Raw genomic sequence first — 17,031 nt, 5'->3', positions numbered from 1 at the left:
CTCATGAGAATTCGAGCTCTGGCCAGTCCTCGAGTGACTCATCACGCTCTCGAAGCAGACGTTTTACGAGCCGTTTCTCGAAGTCGATCGTGACCTCCTGCTCTTTCCCTCGCTCGTATAATTCGACTGCGAATGTTGGCGGGGGATACTGGTCTTCAGTTGGGAGATCCGTCCAGTTTTGTCGAAGCTCAGTGAGTTCTTTCACCAATTGTACACCGAGTAGAACTCGCTCGAACTTCGTTGACATTCTAATATCATTTTCTGCCTTGATATGCACACGCCCAGATTCTCGGATGTCGACCGCAAGATCTTGCCCGCTGACACGGAACTTTCCAGCAACCTGATTTGGGAGCTTCTCCTTAAGTAAGCCCTCGATAAATGGCAAAGATTGAAAAATGTTCGTGGATCCTGAAACCTTCGCAGATTTGCCGAAAAAGTCTCGTTCGCTACCTAGCAGCCCAACTTCAGATATATTTAGCATTGTTAAGCCGCTCTCGAAGGGTTCACCCTTCCATTCTTTATACAGTAGCCACAGAAGGAACATCGGATCAAACTTGACCGGGTCAATGCGAATGAGTCGCTTCTCTTCACCTTCATCATTCACGATGCCGACGACTTCATTGACTGTTGACATTGCTCGCTTCCGGTCCGGCCGTGCTCCCTGAACGAGCAGAAGGGAGGGAAGCAACCAGTAGAGATAGGCTGAATGTCGAGTAATCTCTTCTCCTGAGACTCGACCATCGTCTGTTTGAACCCTAACTTCTCCGGTGTATTCTTCGCGAACGTATTCCCGGTCCAGAAGCACCTCTGCTAATTCCCGGTGCTTCGGCGTCAGGCTGGCATTCTTTCTCTCGAATGAATACTGATCGAAGTATGATTCGAGATTAATCCTCTGAAACCCTTTCTTCGGGCCGCCGTCGTGTTCTGCGGTCAGTGGTGGCAGCAGTTCGCTGATTCGATTGCGAAGTAATTCGATTTCGTCGTTGCTAACATCCAGCCCTGAAGGATCCGTTGTGTAGAGGCCGTTGAAAATGAGATGGCCTGAATAGGAGAAATCAATCGCATCAGACAGGACCTCTTCCGATGACATTGATAACCCATTCTGCTTCAAGGTGAAATAAATTTTGAATGTGTAGTAGATGGGAGGGAACGTTGATTCGGATGTCTCAGAGGGATTCCATGTGTTGACTTCTTCATTCTTCCCTGAATTCTAAGTCTTCAGCATCAAGTTCGCCAGCGAGGTAAGCACGACCCTTCTGGCTAATTCGATAGATACCTCGGCCTTCGTCATAGTATTCCACCAATCCTGCTTCCAGCAATTTCGCTAGTCGTCCTCGAATCGTCGAGATTGCGAACTCGATGTTTGACTCAATCATCCGTGGACTCGCATTGAGTGGTCGGTTTCCTTCGTTAAGTAGGAACTCCAAAATCGCATCATCGGTCCGTGTCATCCACTCAACCCGGGGTCGCCGCATTTCGTTTGTGCAAATTGCCGAGTCAGTCTTAACATGGTCGGTGCTCTGATATGTTTGTATCGTATAATACCTCGACTCGTATTATTCGATACGACAAAGCTAAGTAGTTGGTCTGCTGAATTGATTTTCAACGGAAGCTACACGCGGACCTGACTGTCTGTCGGGTCCATCTCGAAAACAAGCGGACCGGTGTTAGGGCACCGGGTCCGCGATAGCTCCCGTAATAACGGTACGGAAGCCATGTACGCAAACAAATCGCGGGGTCTTGAAGCCCCCGTAAGACGAGCGGATAGCACGCCAATCACCTGCCCTGCCTGCGGTCGAAACGCCCTCGGCGTCTCGACACGCGGACCGTCAACGCACCATCTTATTCCCTGCGGCCACCGCGTTAGCGCACTCACCGCGCGCGACTTCGCCGCCGAGAACTCCTACCGGAACTACCGGAACTCTACCGGAAATGGAGATAGAGACACTCAGTCCTCCGAAACCAGCGGAGAGAACCGAAATCGGGATTCTACCGGAACCGCCCGCTCTAACGTTATTCGGGGGTCCCCCTTCCATTCTCGTATGGATGAAAGTCAGAGCGTAGTGAAGGACGGTGACTCCGCATGAGCGACGCCGAGTGGACCGCACTGAGCGGATTCCAACGCGACCTGCTGGTCGCGGCGTGCGCCCTCAACGCTCGCGATGAGCGACTGGCGGGACAGGACATCAAAGAGGTCGTCGAGAAGCGACTCGACGCCGAGATCAACCACGGCCGATTGTACCCGAATCTCGACACGCTGATCGAGGCGGGACTCGTCAAGCGTAGCGAAATCGACCGGCGGACGAACGCCTACACGCCGACCGACGACGGGCGTCGAGCTGTCCGCGACCGCGCGGAGACGCTCTCGTCGCTGTCCGACTACGCGCGTGTGGATGTCGACCCGCTCGAAGAGACGCGGGCGGGCGTCCGCTGGGGCAAGCTGCACGGGTTCCAGCGAGATTGCCTGGTCGCCATCGGATTCCTGAGTCTCTCGGAATCGGAGTTCATCGGCCTGCGCATCAAGGCCCGCCTCCAGGAGCAGCGCGACGAGGTGATCCACCACGGTCGGCTCTACACGAACCTCGACGAACTCGTCGACATGGGACTCGTCGAGAAAGGCACGGTCGACCAGCGCTCGAACTCCTACCAGCTGACGAGAGATGGACGTCGGCTCATCGAGGGTCGCAAGGTGTGGCTCGACGAGGCGGGTCAACTTCGGCTCATCGTCGACGGAGGTGATTTGGCGTGATCGACCTCGAAGAACTCTCCGATGAGGAGATCCACGCGGTCGTCAACACGCGGATGTTCCAGAAGGCGCTCGCGTACCGGCGACTTGCCGCCGGCATCGAAGTCCTCGAAGACGAGGACCAGGTGTTCGAGTCGCTCGTCACGAGCATCACGAAGCAGCACTCGCAGGTTCGCTCGGAGTCGTCGACGCGCGAGTTCTTCGAGTTGTTCCGCCAAGAGGTCGAAACGTTCACCGAGCAACTTGCCGACGAGGACGAGAACGGGGGCGATGCGGGTGACCTCCGGGAACTCATCATCGACCGGGAGGGCGAAGAGCGATGAGCGGCGCGACGAAGGACATCGGCCCGCGGGAGAATCCGTACGACGACGAGTTCTCTTGGTGGGTCGACGACGGTGAACTCGTCGTTCGAGGCCACCCGGTCGAGGTCAGCTGTCTCTCCTGCGGAGAGGAGATGCGCGCGACCGATGTCATCGACGGCCACGCCGCGGTCATTTCGTGTAACAACTGCGAGCGAGAACACGAACACTGGATTGACGGCGACACGTTCACGTACGAACTATCGCTCGAAGTCTGCGTTACTGGTCTCAGTCCAGAACTCTGGGGCAGTTACGTCGAGGGCTTCGAGTGCGACATCGAGGAGACCGAGGACGGCTGCCATCTCTCGGCCGATCTCGGTGATGATGTCTACGAGTTCGAGCTGCGGATGCCGACGGTCGAGGGTGGACAATGAGTTCTATCTGGCCCTGTCGGGCGTGCGGTCGCGTCCTGTCCGTCGACGACGACGGTCACTGCACCGACTGTCGAAGTGTCGAATGCGTCGAACTCGTTGCCGACGGCGGTCAGAGCGTCGAGCCCGAGCCATCGGGGGTAACCCTCGGGTCGACGGTCTACGACCGCAACGGTGAGGTCGACTGTGAGTGACGAACTGATTCCACTCACTCCGTCGGAGGGCGTCGAGCGCTTCCTGGCGCACCGGAAGCCCAGTGTGGCGAAGTCGACGTACCACAACAACAAGACCGTCCTCGAGCACTTCCTCGCGTGGTGCCGAGAGGACGAGGTCGAGAACCTGAACGACCTCAACGGCCGTCTGATGGCAGATTTCGTGACGTGGCGACGAGAGCAGGTCGAGCCGATTACGCTCCAGAAGAATCTCTCGGCTGTCCGCGAGGCTCTGGGATACTGGGCGGACATCGACGCCGTTCAGCAGGGGTTTCGCGAGCGTGTCCACGCACCTGAGGTTCCCGACGGGTCCGAAGCTCGGGACATCAAGGTAGCTCCCGAGCAGGCGAGAGAAGTAATCGCGTACCTCGACCGGTTCCAGTACGCGTCTCGTGAACACGTCATCATCGGAATGCTGTGGCGGACGTGTATGCGCCTCGGTGCGCTGCGGTCTATCGACGTCGACGATCTCCGACCGGAGAAGCACGCGGTGTACCTTCGGCACCGGCCTCAATCTGAGACTCCGCTCAAAAACGGCTCGAAGAGTGAGCGCTGGGTATGGCTCGGTCCGAACCTCTCGCAGATCATCGAGGACTACGTCGAGCATCACCGCGAGGATTCTGAGGACGAGTACGGCCGGAAGCCGCTTCTGTCGAGCCGATTCGGTCGGCTGAGCGAGACGGCGATTCGAAACTGTTGCTACCGGATGACGCAGCCGTGTGTTCTCGAGGATTGTCCGCACGGGCGTGAGCCGAGGACTTGCGAGGCCGTCGGTGAGCAGAGTCTCCCAAGTAAGTGTCCGTCCTCGAAGTCACCCCATGCGTTCCGTCGAGGTGCGATCACGGACCATCTGAATCGCGGTGTTCCGCCGGAGGTCGTGAGCGAGCGTGCGGATGTCGGCCTCGATGTGCTGTATAAGCACTACGATGCGCGTCGGCCGGATCAGAAGATGGACGTTCGAGTTGAGGAGTTTCTGAAGAGTAAATTCGATGATAAATCTGAGCAGTAAATGATAGCAAGCGTAACGGTACACGGTAGTCAGAAAAGTGTTGAGTTCCCCGCGAGTCCATTTCTTTCGGTCGCTTCGCTCCCTCAGTCGATGGACTCGCGAGGTCACACTCACTCGCTACGCTCGTTCGCGTGACCCCCGCGAGTCCACAGGTTGAGTAGGCGGCTGACACGAACCGACTGCTGTCGCCCATATTGAATCTAGCAAATAGTTAGATACTCCACAATAACGCCACCTAAATATATGATTAGTATCATGACTATTGCGTAGGATGGAACGTTCGCTACGGGGTTGGCTTCGAGAGATTGAATTCGTATTCTATGGAATACTCTTAATCATCCTTCTTGTAGTCGCATTACTGGGGGTCGCACTCTTCCTATTCCTCTATTCTCTTGCGATGATAGGGCCTTTTCTAGGCCGATTTTTCGATGTAGATGACCGTATACGTATTATCATTGACCGGATAGTGGGTATTGAGGACATTCACCGGTTTCGGGCTGATGTTCGAGACATCGTAGCCAAATGGACGAATCAATTGGACTCGAAGCGGTCAAAAATAGTGCTACGTAGAGATATCCGTCAAGTACAAGCTGAAGCGAAAGCGGATTCTCAAGATGGTGACTTTCTTCTAGCCATCATTAGTGGCGGTATTTCAACTGTTGCACAGGCCATTTACCCGATTTCACTTCTTGCCTGGTGGGTTGGCGTGTATGCCTTTCTGTCAACTATCGCTATAGCCTTCCGGGTCGTCATCATTGATATTCTAGCATACGGTGGTAGTAAGTCTGACCGGGGTATCATTGACCAGGCGTCTAAACCAGATTTAGTGCTAATGGATGGATGGAATCAGGGAATCCTATTCAGTAGCAAGGCTCAAGCAGGAATCCTCATAGTTGGGTTCTTTGTGGGGATTAAGAGCGATGGCTATGAACTTGGTAAAGAGCTTCTTGACGAAATCCTCCGTAATGAATGGACAAAATTGGAAGCCTGGGCATTCATCGGTTCTGTAATGTATTGGACGATGCATCACAACTTCTGGGGAAAGAGCGATGGGTTCGAGGAGGAGACAGACGTGAACGGATGATTTCTCCACTACTTACACGTCCATAATATGGACATATCTTAGCAGTTCCATCCCGCCTCCCGGTTTCCGTTTCGAACCGCTCTCCGACAGCCCTCACTCCGATGTTTCGAGCGCGTCGACGAGCAGGCGGATGTCGGACACCGTCGACTCGACCAGTTTCGCGCCCTTCTCTCGCGTCGCGACGGTCGGGTCGCCGATGTTGCCCGTCGGCGTCAACACCTCCATGTCGGCCGCGCTGAGTGCCCAGCCGACCTTGTTCTCGCCGAGCGCGTCGTAGTCGGTCAGCGGCAGCGACTCTTCGGGCGGCGGCACGTCTTTCGCGCGGTCCATCTCCACGAGGTCGGGGAACAGTTCGAGCATGATGCTCGTCTCGAACTCCGAGGCGTGAAACGACACGTCCCCGGTGCGAATCTCCGCGGCGACGTCGGCGAACAGTTCGACCAGCGGGACGTGGAACGCTTCGATGCCGAGTTCGTTTCGCAGCCGGCGGACGACGATTTCGAGTTCGGGGTCCTGCGCGAGGTAGTGGCCGTTGAGAAGCAGGATGTGCTCGATTCCCCACTCGGTCGCGGACTCGCAGATGTCGAAGACGTATCGCTGAAACGTCTCCGTCGAGACGGTGAACGTTCCCGGTTTGAACGTGTGGTGGGGGCTCACGCCGTACCAGAGCGGCGGTGCGAGCAAGGCCGGGCTCTTTGCAGCGACCCGCTCGCCGATCGCCTCGGGCATGTACACGTCCACACCGAGGGGCAAGTGGTGGCCGTGCTGTTCGGTGCTCCCCACCGGGAGCAACAGCGTCCTCGTCTCGGCCAGCGCGTCTTCGAGTTCCTGCCACGTCAGCTCCGCGACGCGGTATCCCGTCGTCTCGGCCGTCCCGGTCATATCTCCCTGTTGTCTCTCGGCAGTGATATAGTGAGTGTCGTCGGCATCGGCCAGTTAGGTCCGGCTCCCGGTCACTCGCGTCCACCACGACGAAGTCACGCGAACGAGCAGACCGTCACTCCTCCCAGTCGATGAGCGGCGCGCGCTCCGACTCGTGGAGGACGAACGGACCGATAGCGCCCGTCTGCTTCGCGATGGAGGCCGTTCGGAGGACGTACGCCGTGAAGACGAAAAAGGGGACCAGCGCGAGCGTGATTCCGAGGTTGATGAGCCAGACCGAGAGCGGGATACCGAGCAGCGACCCGGAGACGACGCCGGGTTTGAGATAGAGCGCGGCGACGACGGTGACGACGAGCGCGGGGATGCCGGTGAACAGAATCCGCCGCGAGAGGTTGACCAGTTCCCACTGGAGGTAGTGGGCCTTGAAGAACTCCTCGGCCGGACCGAACAGCTCCAGAACGTCGACCACGTCGTCGAACGCGTCTCTCTCGTCCTCGCTCAGATTCTCTCTGTGTTCCCAGTACACTCGGCGGAGCACGTATATCTTCCACGAGTAGTTGTAGCCGAGCGCCGCCCGCGTGACCGTAAACTCGCCGAACTGCGCGTTCGCCAACTCCTCGGAGACTCGCTCGGCGCTGCTCTCGATTCGGTCGACGAACTGGTCGACCCGCCTTCGGAGGGTCCGGTCGAAATTGTCCTCGACGGCTTCCCGAAGCGCCCTCGTCCTTTCGAGGCTCGTGTCGACGAGCGTTTCGAGGAATCTGTCGGGTTCGGGCGGGCCGGTCCACCGGAACTCCCGCTCGGACTCCTTGCGAAACGCCATCGACTTCTCCATTCGCTCGCTCTGGCGACCCAGCGACCCGAACTCCTGGGAGAGTACCAACTGGTTGATAGAGACGACGAGCGTCATCCCGGTGATGAGGACGCCGATGAGCGTCTGGAACAGCGTCTCGACGGTGTCGCCCGTCGTCAGTATCGACCGGAACGGGAGGTCGAGCGTCCCGAGCGCCGTCAGAAGGACCAGCGTGGCGGACGACAGCATCGCCGTCACCGTCATGCGGTTCGCGTCCAACAGCAGCCGCTCGGCGAGCGAACGATCTCGTCCCTCCGCAGCGTTAGCTTCGGTCCGGCCCATCGTCGAAAACGATACTCGAACGTCCGACGGCGCTTAGCTCCCGCCCAAGAAGCGCATCCCCAGCGCGACGAGGATGGTGAGAATCCCGGCGATGGTCGCAAACGGCGGGATGGGGATGAACAGCAGCACGATACCGACGAGCAGCACGATTGTACTGGTTCGCATACCCGACAGAACAACGCCGAGTGAGGTAACTTCTGGGGCAGACGCGGGTCGGAGTCGGCCCCAAGAGTAATCCTGCCCAACGCCGTACGAAGGTGTATGGGGACGATACAGAACGTCGCGCGGAGTATCGACAACGTGACGAACACCGTCTGGGACCGACAGGGGACGCTCATGAAGACGGTCGTACTCCTGTTGCTCGTCGTCTCGGGTATCGGCATCCCGCTCATCCTCATCGCGCTCATCGCGCGTCTCATCGTCGAGGACAGCGGCGGCAGCGCGAGCACGTACTGAACCGCGTCGTATCCGAACGGGGACTCAGCCGCGCAGCGCCTCGACCGGCGGTTCGTTCGCGGCTTTCCACGCGGGATACAGTCCGCTGACGAGGCTGACGACCACCCCGAAGGCGAACGCGCCGACGAGGTAGAGGCCGTTGCTCGGGTCGAGCGCGACGGCCAGCGTCACGGGCGTGAAGTAGTACAGACCCGCAGTGACGAGTCCGCTGAGTGCCGCGCCGATAGCGCCGCCGACCGTCCCGAGTAGCATCGCCTCGACGACCAACATCCGTAGCACGTCGCGTCGCTGGACGCCGACGGCGCGCAACACCCCGATCTCTCCTCTGCGCTCGGTGGTGCTCATTAGCATCACGTTGAAGATGCTCACGCCGGCGACGACGAGCGAGATACCCGCCAGACCCAACAGAAACGAGTTGAGCAGCGCGAAGAACTCGCCGATCTGGTCGAGGATGGTCGAGAACTCGAACACCGTGACGCGCTCCTCGCGGGCGTTCAACTGCTCGCGGACCGACGCCGCGATCTGGCTCGCGGCCTCCCCCGACTCGGCGCGGACGACGACCTGATTGTACTCGTCGCTGACGAACTCCTCGGGCGGGAGCACGACGCCGTTGTCCGGCGACACCGGCGAGATATCCTCGGTGGGGGCGAGCACGGCGACGACGCGGTACTCGTTGCCCTCTATCTCCACCATGCTCCCGACCTGGAGGTCGAGTCGGTCGGCGAGTTCCGCGCCGACGAGAGCGCCCTGTCGGTGTCGGTCGGGTATCGCCCCCTCCGACGCCGTGAACAGCGCCGCCGGCGTCGAGATGCCGTAGAGGGTGGCGAACGACTGTCCGCGGCCGTTCGAGACGACCGCACCGTCGCTGACGAGCGGTACCGCCGTCCCGCGTCCGGCGGTGAGCTGCTGTACCGTCTCCACCTCGCGGGCGTTCAGTGAGGTGACACCCGCGTCCTGGTTCGGGCCGACGACGACCTGGGTGCCTATCGCGCCGAGCTCGTTCGTCGCCGACAGTTGGAGGACGTTCCCGAAGATACCGAGCGTGGCGATAGCCAGAACGCCGATGACGATGCCCAGCGCCGCGAGCGCCGACCGCAGGCGGTTCCGGTCGAGGTTGCGCCACGCCATCAGCAGCGCCGGGAACCGACGGTCGAGTTTCACGCCCCGCCCTCCGATTCGGCGTCTCGGTTCTCGTCGTCCATCGAGCGGACGTCGACGACGTCGCCCCCCGCGCCCGCCGCGTCTCGCTCCCGAACGACGCCGTCGACGAGACGGACCGTCCGGTCGGCGTACTCCGTCACCTGCGGGTCGTGCGTCACCGCGACGACGCTCACGCCCGCCTCGCAGACGCGTCGGAACTCGTCGAGAATCTGTGCGCCCGTCTCCTGGTCGAGATTGCCCGTCGGTTCGTCGGCCAGCACCACCCGCGGCCGGTTGACGAGCGCGCGGGCGATGGCGACGCGCTGCTTCTGCCCGCCGGAGAGTTCGTTCGGCGTGTGGTCGAGACGGTCGGCGAGGCCGACGCGTCGAAGCAGGTCGCGCGCCCGCTCGGTCGCGTCGGGGTCGTCCTCGAAGATGGTCGGTAGCTCGACGTTCTCGGTCGCCGTCAGCGTCGGGATGAGATAGAAGTCTTGGAAGACGAAGCCGATAGCTTCCTTTCGAGCGTTCGTCTGCGCCTCGTCGTCGAGCGTCGTCACGTCTCTTCCCAGGAGGTAACGTTCGCCCGCGGTCGGTTCGTCGAGCAGTCCGAGCATGTTCAAAAGCGTCGACTTGCCGCTGCCGCTCGGGCCGACGATGGCGACGAACTCGCCGGGGGCGACGACGAAGTCGATGCCGGTCGCCGACTCCCCGCTCCCGTCACCGAGCGCTACGACCGTCTCGCCGCCCGTCTCGTACACCTTTCTGACCCCGCGGAGTTCGAGCGTCGGACCGTCGTGGGCGGCGACGGCCGCTTCGTCGAGAGCGAACTCGGTCCCGAGAGCCGACGACTGCTCGGTCATCGGCGGCGACGGACGACGACGACCGCCGCGGCCGCCGCGAGGCTCACCCCAGCGAGCGCGAGGAGTGCGCTCGTATCGCCCGGGAGCGACGAGAAGAGGCCGCGCTCGCGCTCCGGCGGCGACAGCGACCGGTCGTACGGCAGTTCGACCGTCTCCGTGTAGCGGACGCCGTTCGTCACGTACGTCACGTCGACGGGGACGACCGTCACGTTCTCTCTGTCGACCTCGGCGGTGAGGTCGAACGGGGCGAACTCGTTGCCGTCGACAGTGCCGACGAAGTAGTCGCGGACGGGGTACGCCGGCGAGACGTGTTCGTCGTCGCCGACCGAGACGGTGACGCCCGTCACGGAGGCCTCGCCGGGGTTGCCCGCGTTGCCGCTGATGCGCAACACGCCGTCGGCTCCCAGAGAGAGGTCGACGTTCGTCAGCGCGACCGACCCGGAAGCGGGGTCGAACGGGAACTCGGTTCGAGCGGTGCCGTCGCGTTCGCCGACGCGGTAGCGCGCCTCGAACGCGACGCTGTCCTGCCGGCCGACGAAACGCAGGTCGACGGTGGTCCGGGCGGACTCGCCGGGCGCGAGCCGCCCGGTAATCGACTGACGCGGGAGTTCGGTGTCGTTGCTCGTCGGGACGACGACGACGTCTCGCAGTGGAGCGTTCCCGAAGTTCGTCACGACGACGTCTATCCGGCCCGGTTGCGCCTCGTCCTCGCCGCTCCCCTGTAGCGCTCCCTCCCCGCCACCCCCGCCGAGCAGGCCGCCGAGCTGTCCCTCGGCACCGCCGTCGGCGTCGCCGCTTTGGACCGACTCGACGCGGACGGCCACGTCGTCTTCGAGCGGGGTAACGGCTACCGACTCGCGGTAGCGCGTCGTCGCGTCCTCACCGTCGGTGGTGTAAGAGACGCGGACCGTCACGCGCTGGTCGCCGGTCTCGCGCGGCAGAAGGACGAACGGTAGTTCTTCGGTCGCTCCGGCGCCGAGCACGGGAACGGTTTGACGGGCGACAACGGCGTCTCCGCCTTGAATCCCTACCGTGACGGTGATGTTTCGCATCGGCGTGGTCGCCGGGTTCGACAGCGTCACCGTCGCACGGTTCTGCGTCTCGGCGACGAATCCCGTCGCGTTGAGTTCGATTTGGGGAGCGGGTCCGGCGACCTGCAGCGGCGGGCCGGCGAGCTGCGACGACGACCCCTCGGACTGTGTGAGCGGCGTCGGCGACGGCGTGGACTCGGTGACGGTGTCGGCGGCGTCCCCCGGCCCCGGCGGGGCGGCACCGACGGGGGCCGAGGACACGACGAGGAGGAGACACGCGAGAACTGCGGCGAGTGCCTTCATTACGACAGTGTAGGGCGCGACCGGCAAATAGATTGTCGAGAAAGTGATGGTTCCGAGCGACGACGGAGCTTCGCCGGACTAGTGGGCGTCTAACTGCTTGGCGTCGGACTACTCCGCGTCGGACTGCTCCGCGTCGAACTGCTCGGCGTCTAACTCGTCGGTCTCGCCGTCGGTCTCTCCATCACTCTCGTCTTCGTCCTCGTCGACGACGACGAGGCCGCGGCTGTTCACGGCGTACGGGTCGAGGCCCACCTCTTGCATGAACTGTTTGTAGAGTCGCTCGGCCGTCTCGGCGTCTTTCTGCTTGTCGGAGGCGCGGTCGCAGAGCTCGACGAGGTCCTCGGGAACGTCGTTCTCGTGGACGATCCAGTGGTTGATGAGGTCCGAGAGGCGGCGGATGGGCGAGGTGAAGTGGCCGTAGATGTCGAAGTTCAGCGCGTGGTGACCGCCGAAGGGGTCGTTCATGTACTTCGCCCGGGGCATCACCTTCAGCACGGCGCGCTGAATCTTGTTGAGCATCCGCGGCGGGGCCTCTTCGAGCGCCGCGTTGACGGCTTTCCGGGGGTCGTCCCACGAGCCGCCGGGAATCTTCACGCTGTCGAGTTCGGCGATTTCGCGCAGCGCCTTGTCCCACTGGTCGGGCGTCGGTTGCGGGTGGACGCGGTACATCGCCTCGACGCCGCGGCCCCACATCAGTTCGTGCGTGACGGCTTTGTTCGCCTTCAGCATGCACTCCTCGATGATGGTGTGCGCGTGGTCGCGACTCGGGTTGAGCACGAGCGAACCGTCCTCCTTTCGCTGCTCGTGCATCCGGTCTGCGAGTTCGTAGGAGAGCGCAATCTCGTCGTGCAGCGGCGCGTCGGGGTCGTCGAGGCGCTTCTCGCACTGACTGTAGGTGAGTCGCTCGTCGCTCTCGATGACCGATTTGTAGATGTCGATGGACTCGTAGCCGAGGTTCTCCTTGTCGAGGCGCATCTCGACGGTGTGCGCGAGCCGTTCCTCGTTGGGGACCAGAGAACAGACAGTCTCCGCGAGAATCGGAGGAAGCATGTGGACGGTGTAGGCGGGGAGGTAGACGGTGTTGCCGCGTTTGACCGCCTCGGCCCACATCTCGGAGCCGGGGTGGACGTAGTGGCTCACGTCGGCGATGTGGACCCACAGCGTGTACGCCTCGTCGTCCTCCTCGATGCTGATGGCGTCGTCGAAGTCCTGGGCGTCGGCGGGGTCGGTCGTCCAGGTCGTCATCTCGCGGAGGTCGCGGCGGTCGTCGACGGCGTCCCGAATCTCGGCTTGGACGTCTTCGGTTCGCTCCTTCGCTTCGCGGCGGACCTCCGGCGGGAACTCGTCGCGGATCTCGAACTCCTCGAACAGTTCCTCGCGTTTGTTCCGCAGGTGGCGGTCGAGTTCGGGGTCGATCTCGACGGGACCCTGGCCCTCGGCGGTGCCAGCCTGCGCTTGTGCGTCGTTCGACATAGGCGGGAAAAAGGGAGAGAGGTAGTTAGTCGTGTCGGGGTCCGACGACGCGTCTCCTCGCGCCGAGCGCCGAGAGCGAGCTACTCCTCGGGCCGGCCGTACCGGTCTTCGACCGCGTGGAGATAGCGCGTGAGGAACTCCGACTGCGGTAGTCCGTCCTGTTCGATGTCGAGGATGAGTGACTCCAGTTCGTCCCGGGGTTGCCAGCAGAGCTCTCGGTGACAGTCTTTGCAGAGATACTCGAACTGTTTACCGTGGCGGTTCCAGCGGTCACCCTCCTTGTCGTACTCGCGAGCCTCGGACCGGAGCACCGACGAACCGCAGGCGATGCAGACGACGGTTTTCCGGTCCCGGCCCGTGCGGGAGCGCCACATGGATGAGAGGTTGGCGGGGGCGTACTTAGCGTTTGTGCGGCGTCAGACGCTCGTCTACGGGCGAGACACTGTTTTTCGCTGAACACTGTAAACCGAGCGTTTACGCCGGCACGTCGACCGGCGGTTCGGTGAGCCGAACGGACGGAGCGGGCGATTTATTCGCTCGGAACGTCACGGAGGGCGTATGAACGTCAAATCGCGGCATCACCTCCGAAGTGACGACATCAGATCGCTGGAGGAGACGCTCTCGGAGTCGCTCGGTGTCGACCTCGACGGCGACACCTACGAGTTCGTCGAACTCACCGGCACCGAGTTCGACCTCGTGCTGGTCGACGGCGCTCCAGCGGTGCTGTATCTGGGCGACGAACCGTTTCTCACCGTGGAGGGTGCCAACGAGTACCCGCCGCAGAAACACGTCGTTACCGTCGACGCCGGGGCCGTCTCGTTCGTCAGCGGCGGCGCGGACGTGATGCGTCCGGGAATCGTCGACGCCACCGACGACATCGAAGCGGGCGACCTCGTCGCCGTCGCCGAGGAGACCCACGGGAAGGTACTCGCGGTCGGGCGGGCGCTCGAAGACGGGACAGACCTCGTCGGCGACTCGGGGAAAGTCGTCGAGTCGGTCCACTACGTCGGCGACGACCTCTACCAGTTCACCGTCTGATCGGACTCACGACGGCAAACACGACCGAAACCGGACGGGCGAACTCACTCGTCGGAGACGTCGCTCGCTCCGACTTCCTCCTCTGTTTCGTCGGGCCTCTGCTCCTCCTGCCGTTCGAGGATGATTTCGTAGCCCCGCTTTGCCTCCTCGTAGGTCGCTCGGAGGTCGGCCACGGGCGTCTCCGTCGCGTCGACGCGCAGGTCGTCGGTGAAGCCGTCGGCGTCCTCTCCGGTCCGCGTCACGAGCAGGGCGGCGCTCTGGACGGGCAGTTCCTCGCGCTTGTCGCCGCCGACTTCGTGACCGGCTTCGAGCGCCTCGATCAGCCGCTCGGCCAGCGGTGCGTCGCCGTTCGCGGTCGACTCGTACGCGTCCGCGGTGGCCTCGACGACCTCCTCGCCGACCAGCAGGTTGCCCGCGACGGTGTAGTTCTCGCCCTCGACGTGGCCGTACCAGCCGTTGCACTCCTCCCCGGAGAACGCGAACGTCCCCTCGGCGTCGACGCCGTGGAGTTGCCGCTGTTCGCGACCCTCGTCGGCGTTCAGAAGCGACTGAAGCGCGTCGTCGACGGCGAGGCCGTCGTCGATGTACTCGATTCCGCTCCGTCCTAACTCGACGTTGACGAGGCTCTGCGTCGCTACCGCGCCGTGCTCGCTGGCGAACGGACAGAGCGTCCCGACACCGGGCAGGCGGGTCGTCACCGCGACGCCGAAGCGCAACTGCTCGTCGCCGTCGACCTCGTACTCCTCGCGGACGCAGATGCTGAAGGTCACGGTGGTGCGGTTGCGGCGACCGGGCAAAAACGTCCGTGTACCGGCACGACCCGACCGTTCGGGAGGACGGGGCGACCGTCGTGCTCCGCAGTCTCTATACCGGTTCACTCCCCGTCGTGTCGATTCACTTCCTGCTGTGTCGACGCACTCCCCGTCGCGCCGATTCACTTCCTGCTGTGCCGACTCACTCCCCGTCGTGTCGACTTACTCCCCCGTCGCGGCGGCTCGTGACGTACACCGACGGTCGCCGGAGAACGAACTCGTCGAGAAACGCGGCCAGAATCACCGTACTCTGGAGGAGAAAGTACGCCGGAAGGAGAACCGGAGCGAGGTACTCGCGGAAGTCGTGGCGGCGGCCGTCGAGGCCGTCCCGCAGGAAGAGCGCGCAGGGCAGCGAAAGCGACAGCAGCGGCCAGAACGGCAGCCACCGGGACGCGGGCGCGGCCGCCGCGAGTTCGACGGCTGCGACCGCCTCCGCGACGACGGCCGGCGAGAGGAGCACGACGACCGGGACCGCCAGCAACGCGGCGAAGGTGTAGACGGCGTCGAGGCGGGTCACCACGGAGGCGTCGGAACTGCGGAGCAGTCCGCCGAGCGACCCCCGAGCGACCTGCATCCCGCCGCGGGCCCACCGCCGCCGCTGACTCGCCCACGCCGACAGCGTCGCCGGGTTGCGTTCGGTGGCGACGATGGCCGGGTCGACGCGTACGCTGCCCCCCCGAGTGTGGATTCGCGTCGCCATCTCGACGTCTTCGAGCAGCACGGTCTCGTCGAACTCGCCGAGGCGAGCCAGCGTCTCCGTTCGGAAGAACGCCTGGCCGCCCGTGAAGAGCGTGAACCACCCGAGACGCGAGCGGGCGACGAACGCCAGCCGTTCGGCGAGGTGGCGCTCGACGGTCGCGCAGAGCGACAGCAGCGACTCGCCGGCGTTTCGCCCGTAGCTTCGGCCTTTGACGCACCAGACGTCGCGGTCGGCCGACAGCCATCCGACCGCACGCGAGAGCGAGTCGGGCGCGAGACGCTGGCCGGCGTCGAGGCTCGCGACGACGTCGCCGTCGACGTGCGGCAGGAGGTGGTTGACCGCCGCTGCTTTCCCGCCGGGCGGTTTCGCCCGCTCGATGGCTCGAACGCGGGAGTCGGTCGCCGCGGCGCGTCGCGCGACGGCTTCGGTGCCGTCCGTCGACGCCGCTTCGTACCCGACGAGCACTCGGACCCGGTCGGCGGGGTAGTCGAGCGCGGCGCAGCCGGCGAGCGTCTCCCGGAGCGCGTCGGCGTCGTTGTACGCGGTGACGACGACGCTCACCGTCGGCGGGTCCGGGGGACGCTCCGGCGGGTCGGGGTTCGGTAGACAGGCGACGGCCGTCACGAACGTCGCTCTGAGAGCGCCGCCGACGGCGACGAGCGCACAGAGGCCGAGAAAGAACGGCGCGTACCACTCGAATACGAGCGCGGGCGCACAGAGCACAGACGCGACGACTACCGCCGCGGCGACGGTCGCTCCCACCCGTCTCACGTCGCCGCCGCCCGGCGTCTCGACCCGCATCAACCCTCGTGTGGCTCTCGGGTGCCGAACCAGATACCGACGGTGAGGCCGTAGACGACGTGGCCGGCGTGGAAGACGACCGCTTCGTCGTAGTCGAGGTCCATCCCCAGCAGACGGGTGAGCACGACGCGCGTCCCGAACACCGAGAGCACGAGACCGTAGAGAACGCCGACGGCGAGCGCCGTCGTCAGCCCTCGGCCGCGCAGCGCTCGCGCGACGGGTGTGAAGGCGACGCCGCCGCCCGCGCCGTAGAGAAAGTGCAGCAGGAACGCGGGTCCGAGCGCGTCGGGGTCACCGCCCGCGTACTGCTCCCAGAACGCGCCCGTCGGCGGAAGCGAACGCGCGACGGGGAGTCGAAACAGCGTCATCACGGCCGTCCCGACGAGTCCGGCCCAGACGCCGGTGACGAGCGGGCGGTCCCGGAACGCTCGGTCGGTTCGGTCCGCGACGCGGTCGACGGGGTCAGAGCTTGCGGAACTCACACTGTGGAGACCAGAAGGTGACGGAAAGGTGTTCGGTGACCCGTCGCTTCGGCAGGGTGTTCGCGGCGGAACTGTCCAGTTCGGAAGCGCGTCGACCGGCGGCGGCCGTCTGACGTAAGAACTATTGGGCGACCCGC

20 protein-coding genes and 1 pseudogene are annotated in these 17,031 nt (G+C 63.2%); 8 read left to right on the top strand and 13 right to left on the bottom strand.

The window, feature by feature from the left end:
• Window position 1: 1 nt before the first annotated feature.
• Complete coding sequence (locus FCF25_RS08875) at window positions 2-1,090, bottom strand: hypothetical protein (protein WP_137048259.1); 1,089 nt, start codon at window positions 1,088-1,090, stop codon at window positions 2-4.
• A gap of 103 nt (window positions 1,091-1,193) precedes the next feature.
• Window positions 1,194-1,475 carry an ArsR family transcriptional regulator gene (locus tag FCF25_RS16055; RefSeq protein ID WP_137048257.1) on the bottom strand — a complete coding sequence of 94 codons (282 nt, stop codon included), beginning with the start codon at window positions 1,473-1,475 and terminating at the stop codon, window positions 1,194-1,196.
• Between the two features lie 608 nt (window positions 1,476-2,083).
• On the opposite strand from FCF25_RS16055, the pseudogene FCF25_RS08860 reads away from it, so the two are divergent.
• The 6 genes and pseudogenes from FCF25_RS08860 to FCF25_RS08835 all read left to right on the top strand — a co-directional run.
• Window positions 2,084-2,374: pseudogene (locus FCF25_RS08860) on the top strand (PadR family transcriptional regulator); the annotation flags it as partial.
• A gap of 15 nt (window positions 2,375-2,389) precedes the next feature.
• Window positions 2,390-2,749 (top strand): helix-turn-helix transcriptional regulator, encoded by a 360-nt coding sequence (locus tag FCF25_RS08855; RefSeq protein WP_254425906.1) that lies wholly within the window; start codon window positions 2,390-2,392, stop codon window positions 2,747-2,749.
• Window positions 2,746-3,069: a hypothetical protein gene (locus FCF25_RS08850; protein ID WP_137048253.1), complete on the top strand. Its 324-nt coding sequence runs from the start codon at window positions 2,746-2,748 to the stop codon at window positions 3,067-3,069. The genes FCF25_RS08855 and FCF25_RS08850 overlap by 4 nt, the downstream gene beginning before the upstream one ends.
• Complete coding sequence (locus FCF25_RS08845; protein WP_137048251.1) at window positions 3,066-3,479, top strand: hypothetical protein; 414 nt, start codon at window positions 3,066-3,068, stop codon at window positions 3,477-3,479. Before FCF25_RS08850 ends, FCF25_RS08845 begins: the two co-directional genes overlap by 4 nt.
• Window positions 3,480-3,662: 183 nt before the next feature.
• Window positions 3,663-4,697, top strand: a complete 1,035-nt coding sequence (locus tag FCF25_RS08840) for a site-specific integrase (RefSeq protein WP_137048250.1) — start codon at window positions 3,663-3,665, stop codon at window positions 4,695-4,697.
• Window positions 4,698-4,968: 271 nt separating this feature from the next.
• Entirely contained in the window at window positions 4,969-5,781 is an 813-nt protein-coding gene (locus FCF25_RS08835; RefSeq protein ID WP_137048248.1) for a hypothetical protein, read from the top strand.
• Window positions 5,782-5,874: 93 nt separating this feature from the next.
• On the opposite strand, the gene FCF25_RS08830 is transcribed toward FCF25_RS08835, so the two are convergent.
• From FCF25_RS08830 to FCF25_RS08820, 3 genes are all read right to left on the bottom strand, one after another.
• Window positions 5,875-6,663 (bottom strand): creatininase family protein, encoded by a 789-nt coding sequence (locus FCF25_RS08830; protein ID WP_137048247.1) that lies wholly within the window; start codon window positions 6,661-6,663, stop codon window positions 5,875-5,877.
• Window positions 6,664-6,778: 115 nt separating this feature from the next.
• Window positions 6,779-7,798, bottom strand: a complete 1,020-nt coding sequence (locus FCF25_RS08825; RefSeq protein ID WP_137048245.1) for a hypothetical protein — start codon at window positions 7,796-7,798, stop codon at window positions 6,779-6,781.
• Between the two features lie 33 nt (window positions 7,799-7,831).
• Entirely contained in the window at window positions 7,832-7,963 is a 132-nt protein-coding gene (locus FCF25_RS08820; RefSeq protein WP_117592929.1) for a transporter, read from the bottom strand.
• A gap of 96 nt (window positions 7,964-8,059) precedes the next feature.
• On the opposite strand from FCF25_RS08820, the gene FCF25_RS08815 reads away from it, so the two are divergent.
• Window positions 8,060-8,254: a hypothetical protein gene (locus tag FCF25_RS08815; protein WP_137048244.1), complete on the top strand. Its 195-nt coding sequence runs from the start codon at window positions 8,060-8,062 to the stop codon at window positions 8,252-8,254.
• 24 nt (window positions 8,255-8,278) lie between these two features.
• On the opposite strand, the gene FCF25_RS08810 is transcribed toward FCF25_RS08815, so the two are convergent.
• The 5 genes from FCF25_RS08810 to FCF25_RS08790 all read right to left on the bottom strand — a co-directional run bounded on the left by FCF25_RS08810 (window position 8,279) and on the right by FCF25_RS08790 (window position 13,435).
• Complete coding sequence (locus FCF25_RS08810) at window positions 8,279-9,415, bottom strand: ABC transporter permease (RefSeq protein ID WP_254425851.1); 1,137 nt, start codon at window positions 9,413-9,415, stop codon at window positions 8,279-8,281.
• Window positions 9,412-10,254: an ABC transporter ATP-binding protein gene (locus tag FCF25_RS08805; RefSeq protein WP_137048242.1), complete on the bottom strand. Its 843-nt coding sequence runs from the start codon at window positions 10,252-10,254 to the stop codon at window positions 9,412-9,414. Before FCF25_RS08805 ends, FCF25_RS08810 begins: the two co-directional genes overlap by 4 nt.
• Window positions 10,251-11,588, bottom strand: a complete 1,338-nt coding sequence (locus tag FCF25_RS08800; RefSeq protein ID WP_137048240.1) for a hypothetical protein — start codon at window positions 11,586-11,588, stop codon at window positions 10,251-10,253. The genes FCF25_RS08805 and FCF25_RS08800 overlap by 4 nt, the downstream gene beginning before the upstream one ends.
• Before the next feature lie 108 nt (window positions 11,589-11,696).
• Entirely contained in the window at window positions 11,697-13,061 is a 1,365-nt protein-coding gene (locus FCF25_RS08795) for a ribonuclease R family protein (RefSeq protein ID WP_137048239.1), read from the bottom strand.
• 80 nt (window positions 13,062-13,141) lie between these two features.
• A complete protein-coding gene (locus FCF25_RS08790) occupies window positions 13,142-13,435 on the bottom strand; it encodes a hypothetical protein (protein ID WP_117592939.1) in 294 nt (97 codons plus the stop codon).
• A gap of 184 nt (window positions 13,436-13,619) precedes the next feature.
• Between FCF25_RS08790 and FCF25_RS08785 the strand changes: the two genes are divergently transcribed.
• Window positions 13,620-14,099, top strand: a complete 480-nt coding sequence (locus tag FCF25_RS08785; RefSeq protein ID WP_117592940.1) for an RNA-binding protein — start codon at window positions 13,620-13,622, stop codon at window positions 14,097-14,099.
• A gap of 44 nt (window positions 14,100-14,143) precedes the next feature.
• Here the strand turns inward: FCF25_RS08785 and FCF25_RS08780 are convergent, their stop codons facing one another.
• The 3 genes from FCF25_RS08780 to FCF25_RS08770 all read right to left on the bottom strand — a co-directional run bounded on the left by FCF25_RS08780 (window position 14,144) and on the right by FCF25_RS08770 (window position 16,894).
• Complete coding sequence (locus FCF25_RS08780; RefSeq protein ID WP_137048237.1) at window positions 14,144-14,869, bottom strand: DUF1028 domain-containing protein; 726 nt, start codon at window positions 14,867-14,869, stop codon at window positions 14,144-14,146.
• Between the two features lie 184 nt (window positions 14,870-15,053).
• The gene (locus FCF25_RS08775) at window positions 15,054-16,412 is read right to left on the bottom strand and encodes a glycosyltransferase family 2 protein (protein ID WP_137048236.1); all 1,359 of its coding nucleotides are present in this window, start codon (window positions 16,410-16,412) and stop codon (window positions 15,054-15,056) included.
• Window positions 16,412-16,894 (bottom strand): hypothetical protein, encoded by a 483-nt coding sequence (locus tag FCF25_RS08770; protein WP_137048234.1) that lies wholly within the window; start codon window positions 16,892-16,894, stop codon window positions 16,412-16,414. The genes FCF25_RS08775 and FCF25_RS08770 overlap by 1 nt, the downstream gene beginning before the upstream one ends.
• Window positions 16,895-17,031 lie beyond the last annotated feature (137 nt).

Source organism: Haloprofundus sp. MHR1, from assembly GCF_005155585.1.
Taxonomy (GTDB): Archaea; Halobacteriota; Halobacteria; order Halobacteriales; family Haloferacaceae; genus Haloprofundus; species Haloprofundus halophilus.
This window is presented reverse-complemented; position numbering and strand designations above follow the sequence as displayed.

What these genes read in the sequence shown, in the direction of transcription:
- FCF25_RS08875 (WP_137048259.1), bottom strand. Translation starts at nt 1,090, where the DNA reads ATGTCATCGGAAGAGGTCCTGTCTGATGCGATTGATTTCTCCTATTCA.
- FCF25_RS16055 (WP_137048257.1), bottom strand. Translation starts at nt 1,475, where the DNA reads ATGCGGCGACCCCGGGTTGAGTGGATGACACGGACCGATGATGCGATT.
- FCF25_RS08845 (WP_137048251.1), top strand. Translation starts at nt 3,066, where the DNA reads ATGAGCGGCGCGACGAAGGACATCGGCCCGCGGGAGAATCCGTACGAC.
- FCF25_RS08835 (WP_137048248.1), top strand. Translation starts at nt 4,969, where the DNA reads ATGGAACGTTCGCTACGGGGTTGGCTTCGAGAGATTGAATTCGTATTC.
- FCF25_RS08830 (WP_137048247.1), bottom strand. Translation starts at nt 6,663, where the DNA reads ATGACCGGGACGGCCGAGACGACGGGATACCGCGTCGCGGAGCTGACG.
- FCF25_RS08825 (WP_137048245.1), bottom strand. Translation starts at nt 7,798, where the DNA reads ATGGGCCGGACCGAAGCTAACGCTGCGGAGGGACGAGATCGTTCGCTC.
- FCF25_RS08820 (WP_117592929.1), bottom strand. Translation starts at nt 7,963, where the DNA reads ATGCGAACCAGTACAATCGTGCTGCTCGTCGGTATCGTGCTGCTGTTC.
- FCF25_RS08815 (WP_137048244.1), top strand. Translation starts at nt 8,060, where the DNA reads ATGGGGACGATACAGAACGTCGCGCGGAGTATCGACAACGTGACGAAC.
- FCF25_RS08805 (WP_137048242.1), bottom strand. Translation starts at nt 10,254, where the DNA reads ATGACCGAGCAGTCGTCGGCTCTCGGGACCGAGTTCGCTCTCGACGAA.
- FCF25_RS08800 (WP_137048240.1), bottom strand. Translation starts at nt 11,588, where the DNA reads ATGAAGGCACTCGCCGCAGTTCTCGCGTGTCTCCTCCTCGTCGTGTCC.
- FCF25_RS08795 (WP_137048239.1), bottom strand. Translation starts at nt 13,061, where the DNA reads ATGTCGAACGACGCACAAGCGCAGGCTGGCACCGCCGAGGGCCAGGGT.
- FCF25_RS08790 (WP_117592939.1), bottom strand. Translation starts at nt 13,435, where the DNA reads ATGTGGCGCTCCCGCACGGGCCGGGACCGGAAAACCGTCGTCTGCATC.
- FCF25_RS08785 (WP_117592940.1), top strand. Translation starts at nt 13,620, where the DNA reads ATGAACGTCAAATCGCGGCATCACCTCCGAAGTGACGACATCAGATCG.
- FCF25_RS08775 (WP_137048236.1), bottom strand. Translation starts at nt 16,412, where the DNA reads ATGCGGGTCGAGACGCCGGGCGGCGGCGACGTGAGACGGGTGGGAGCG.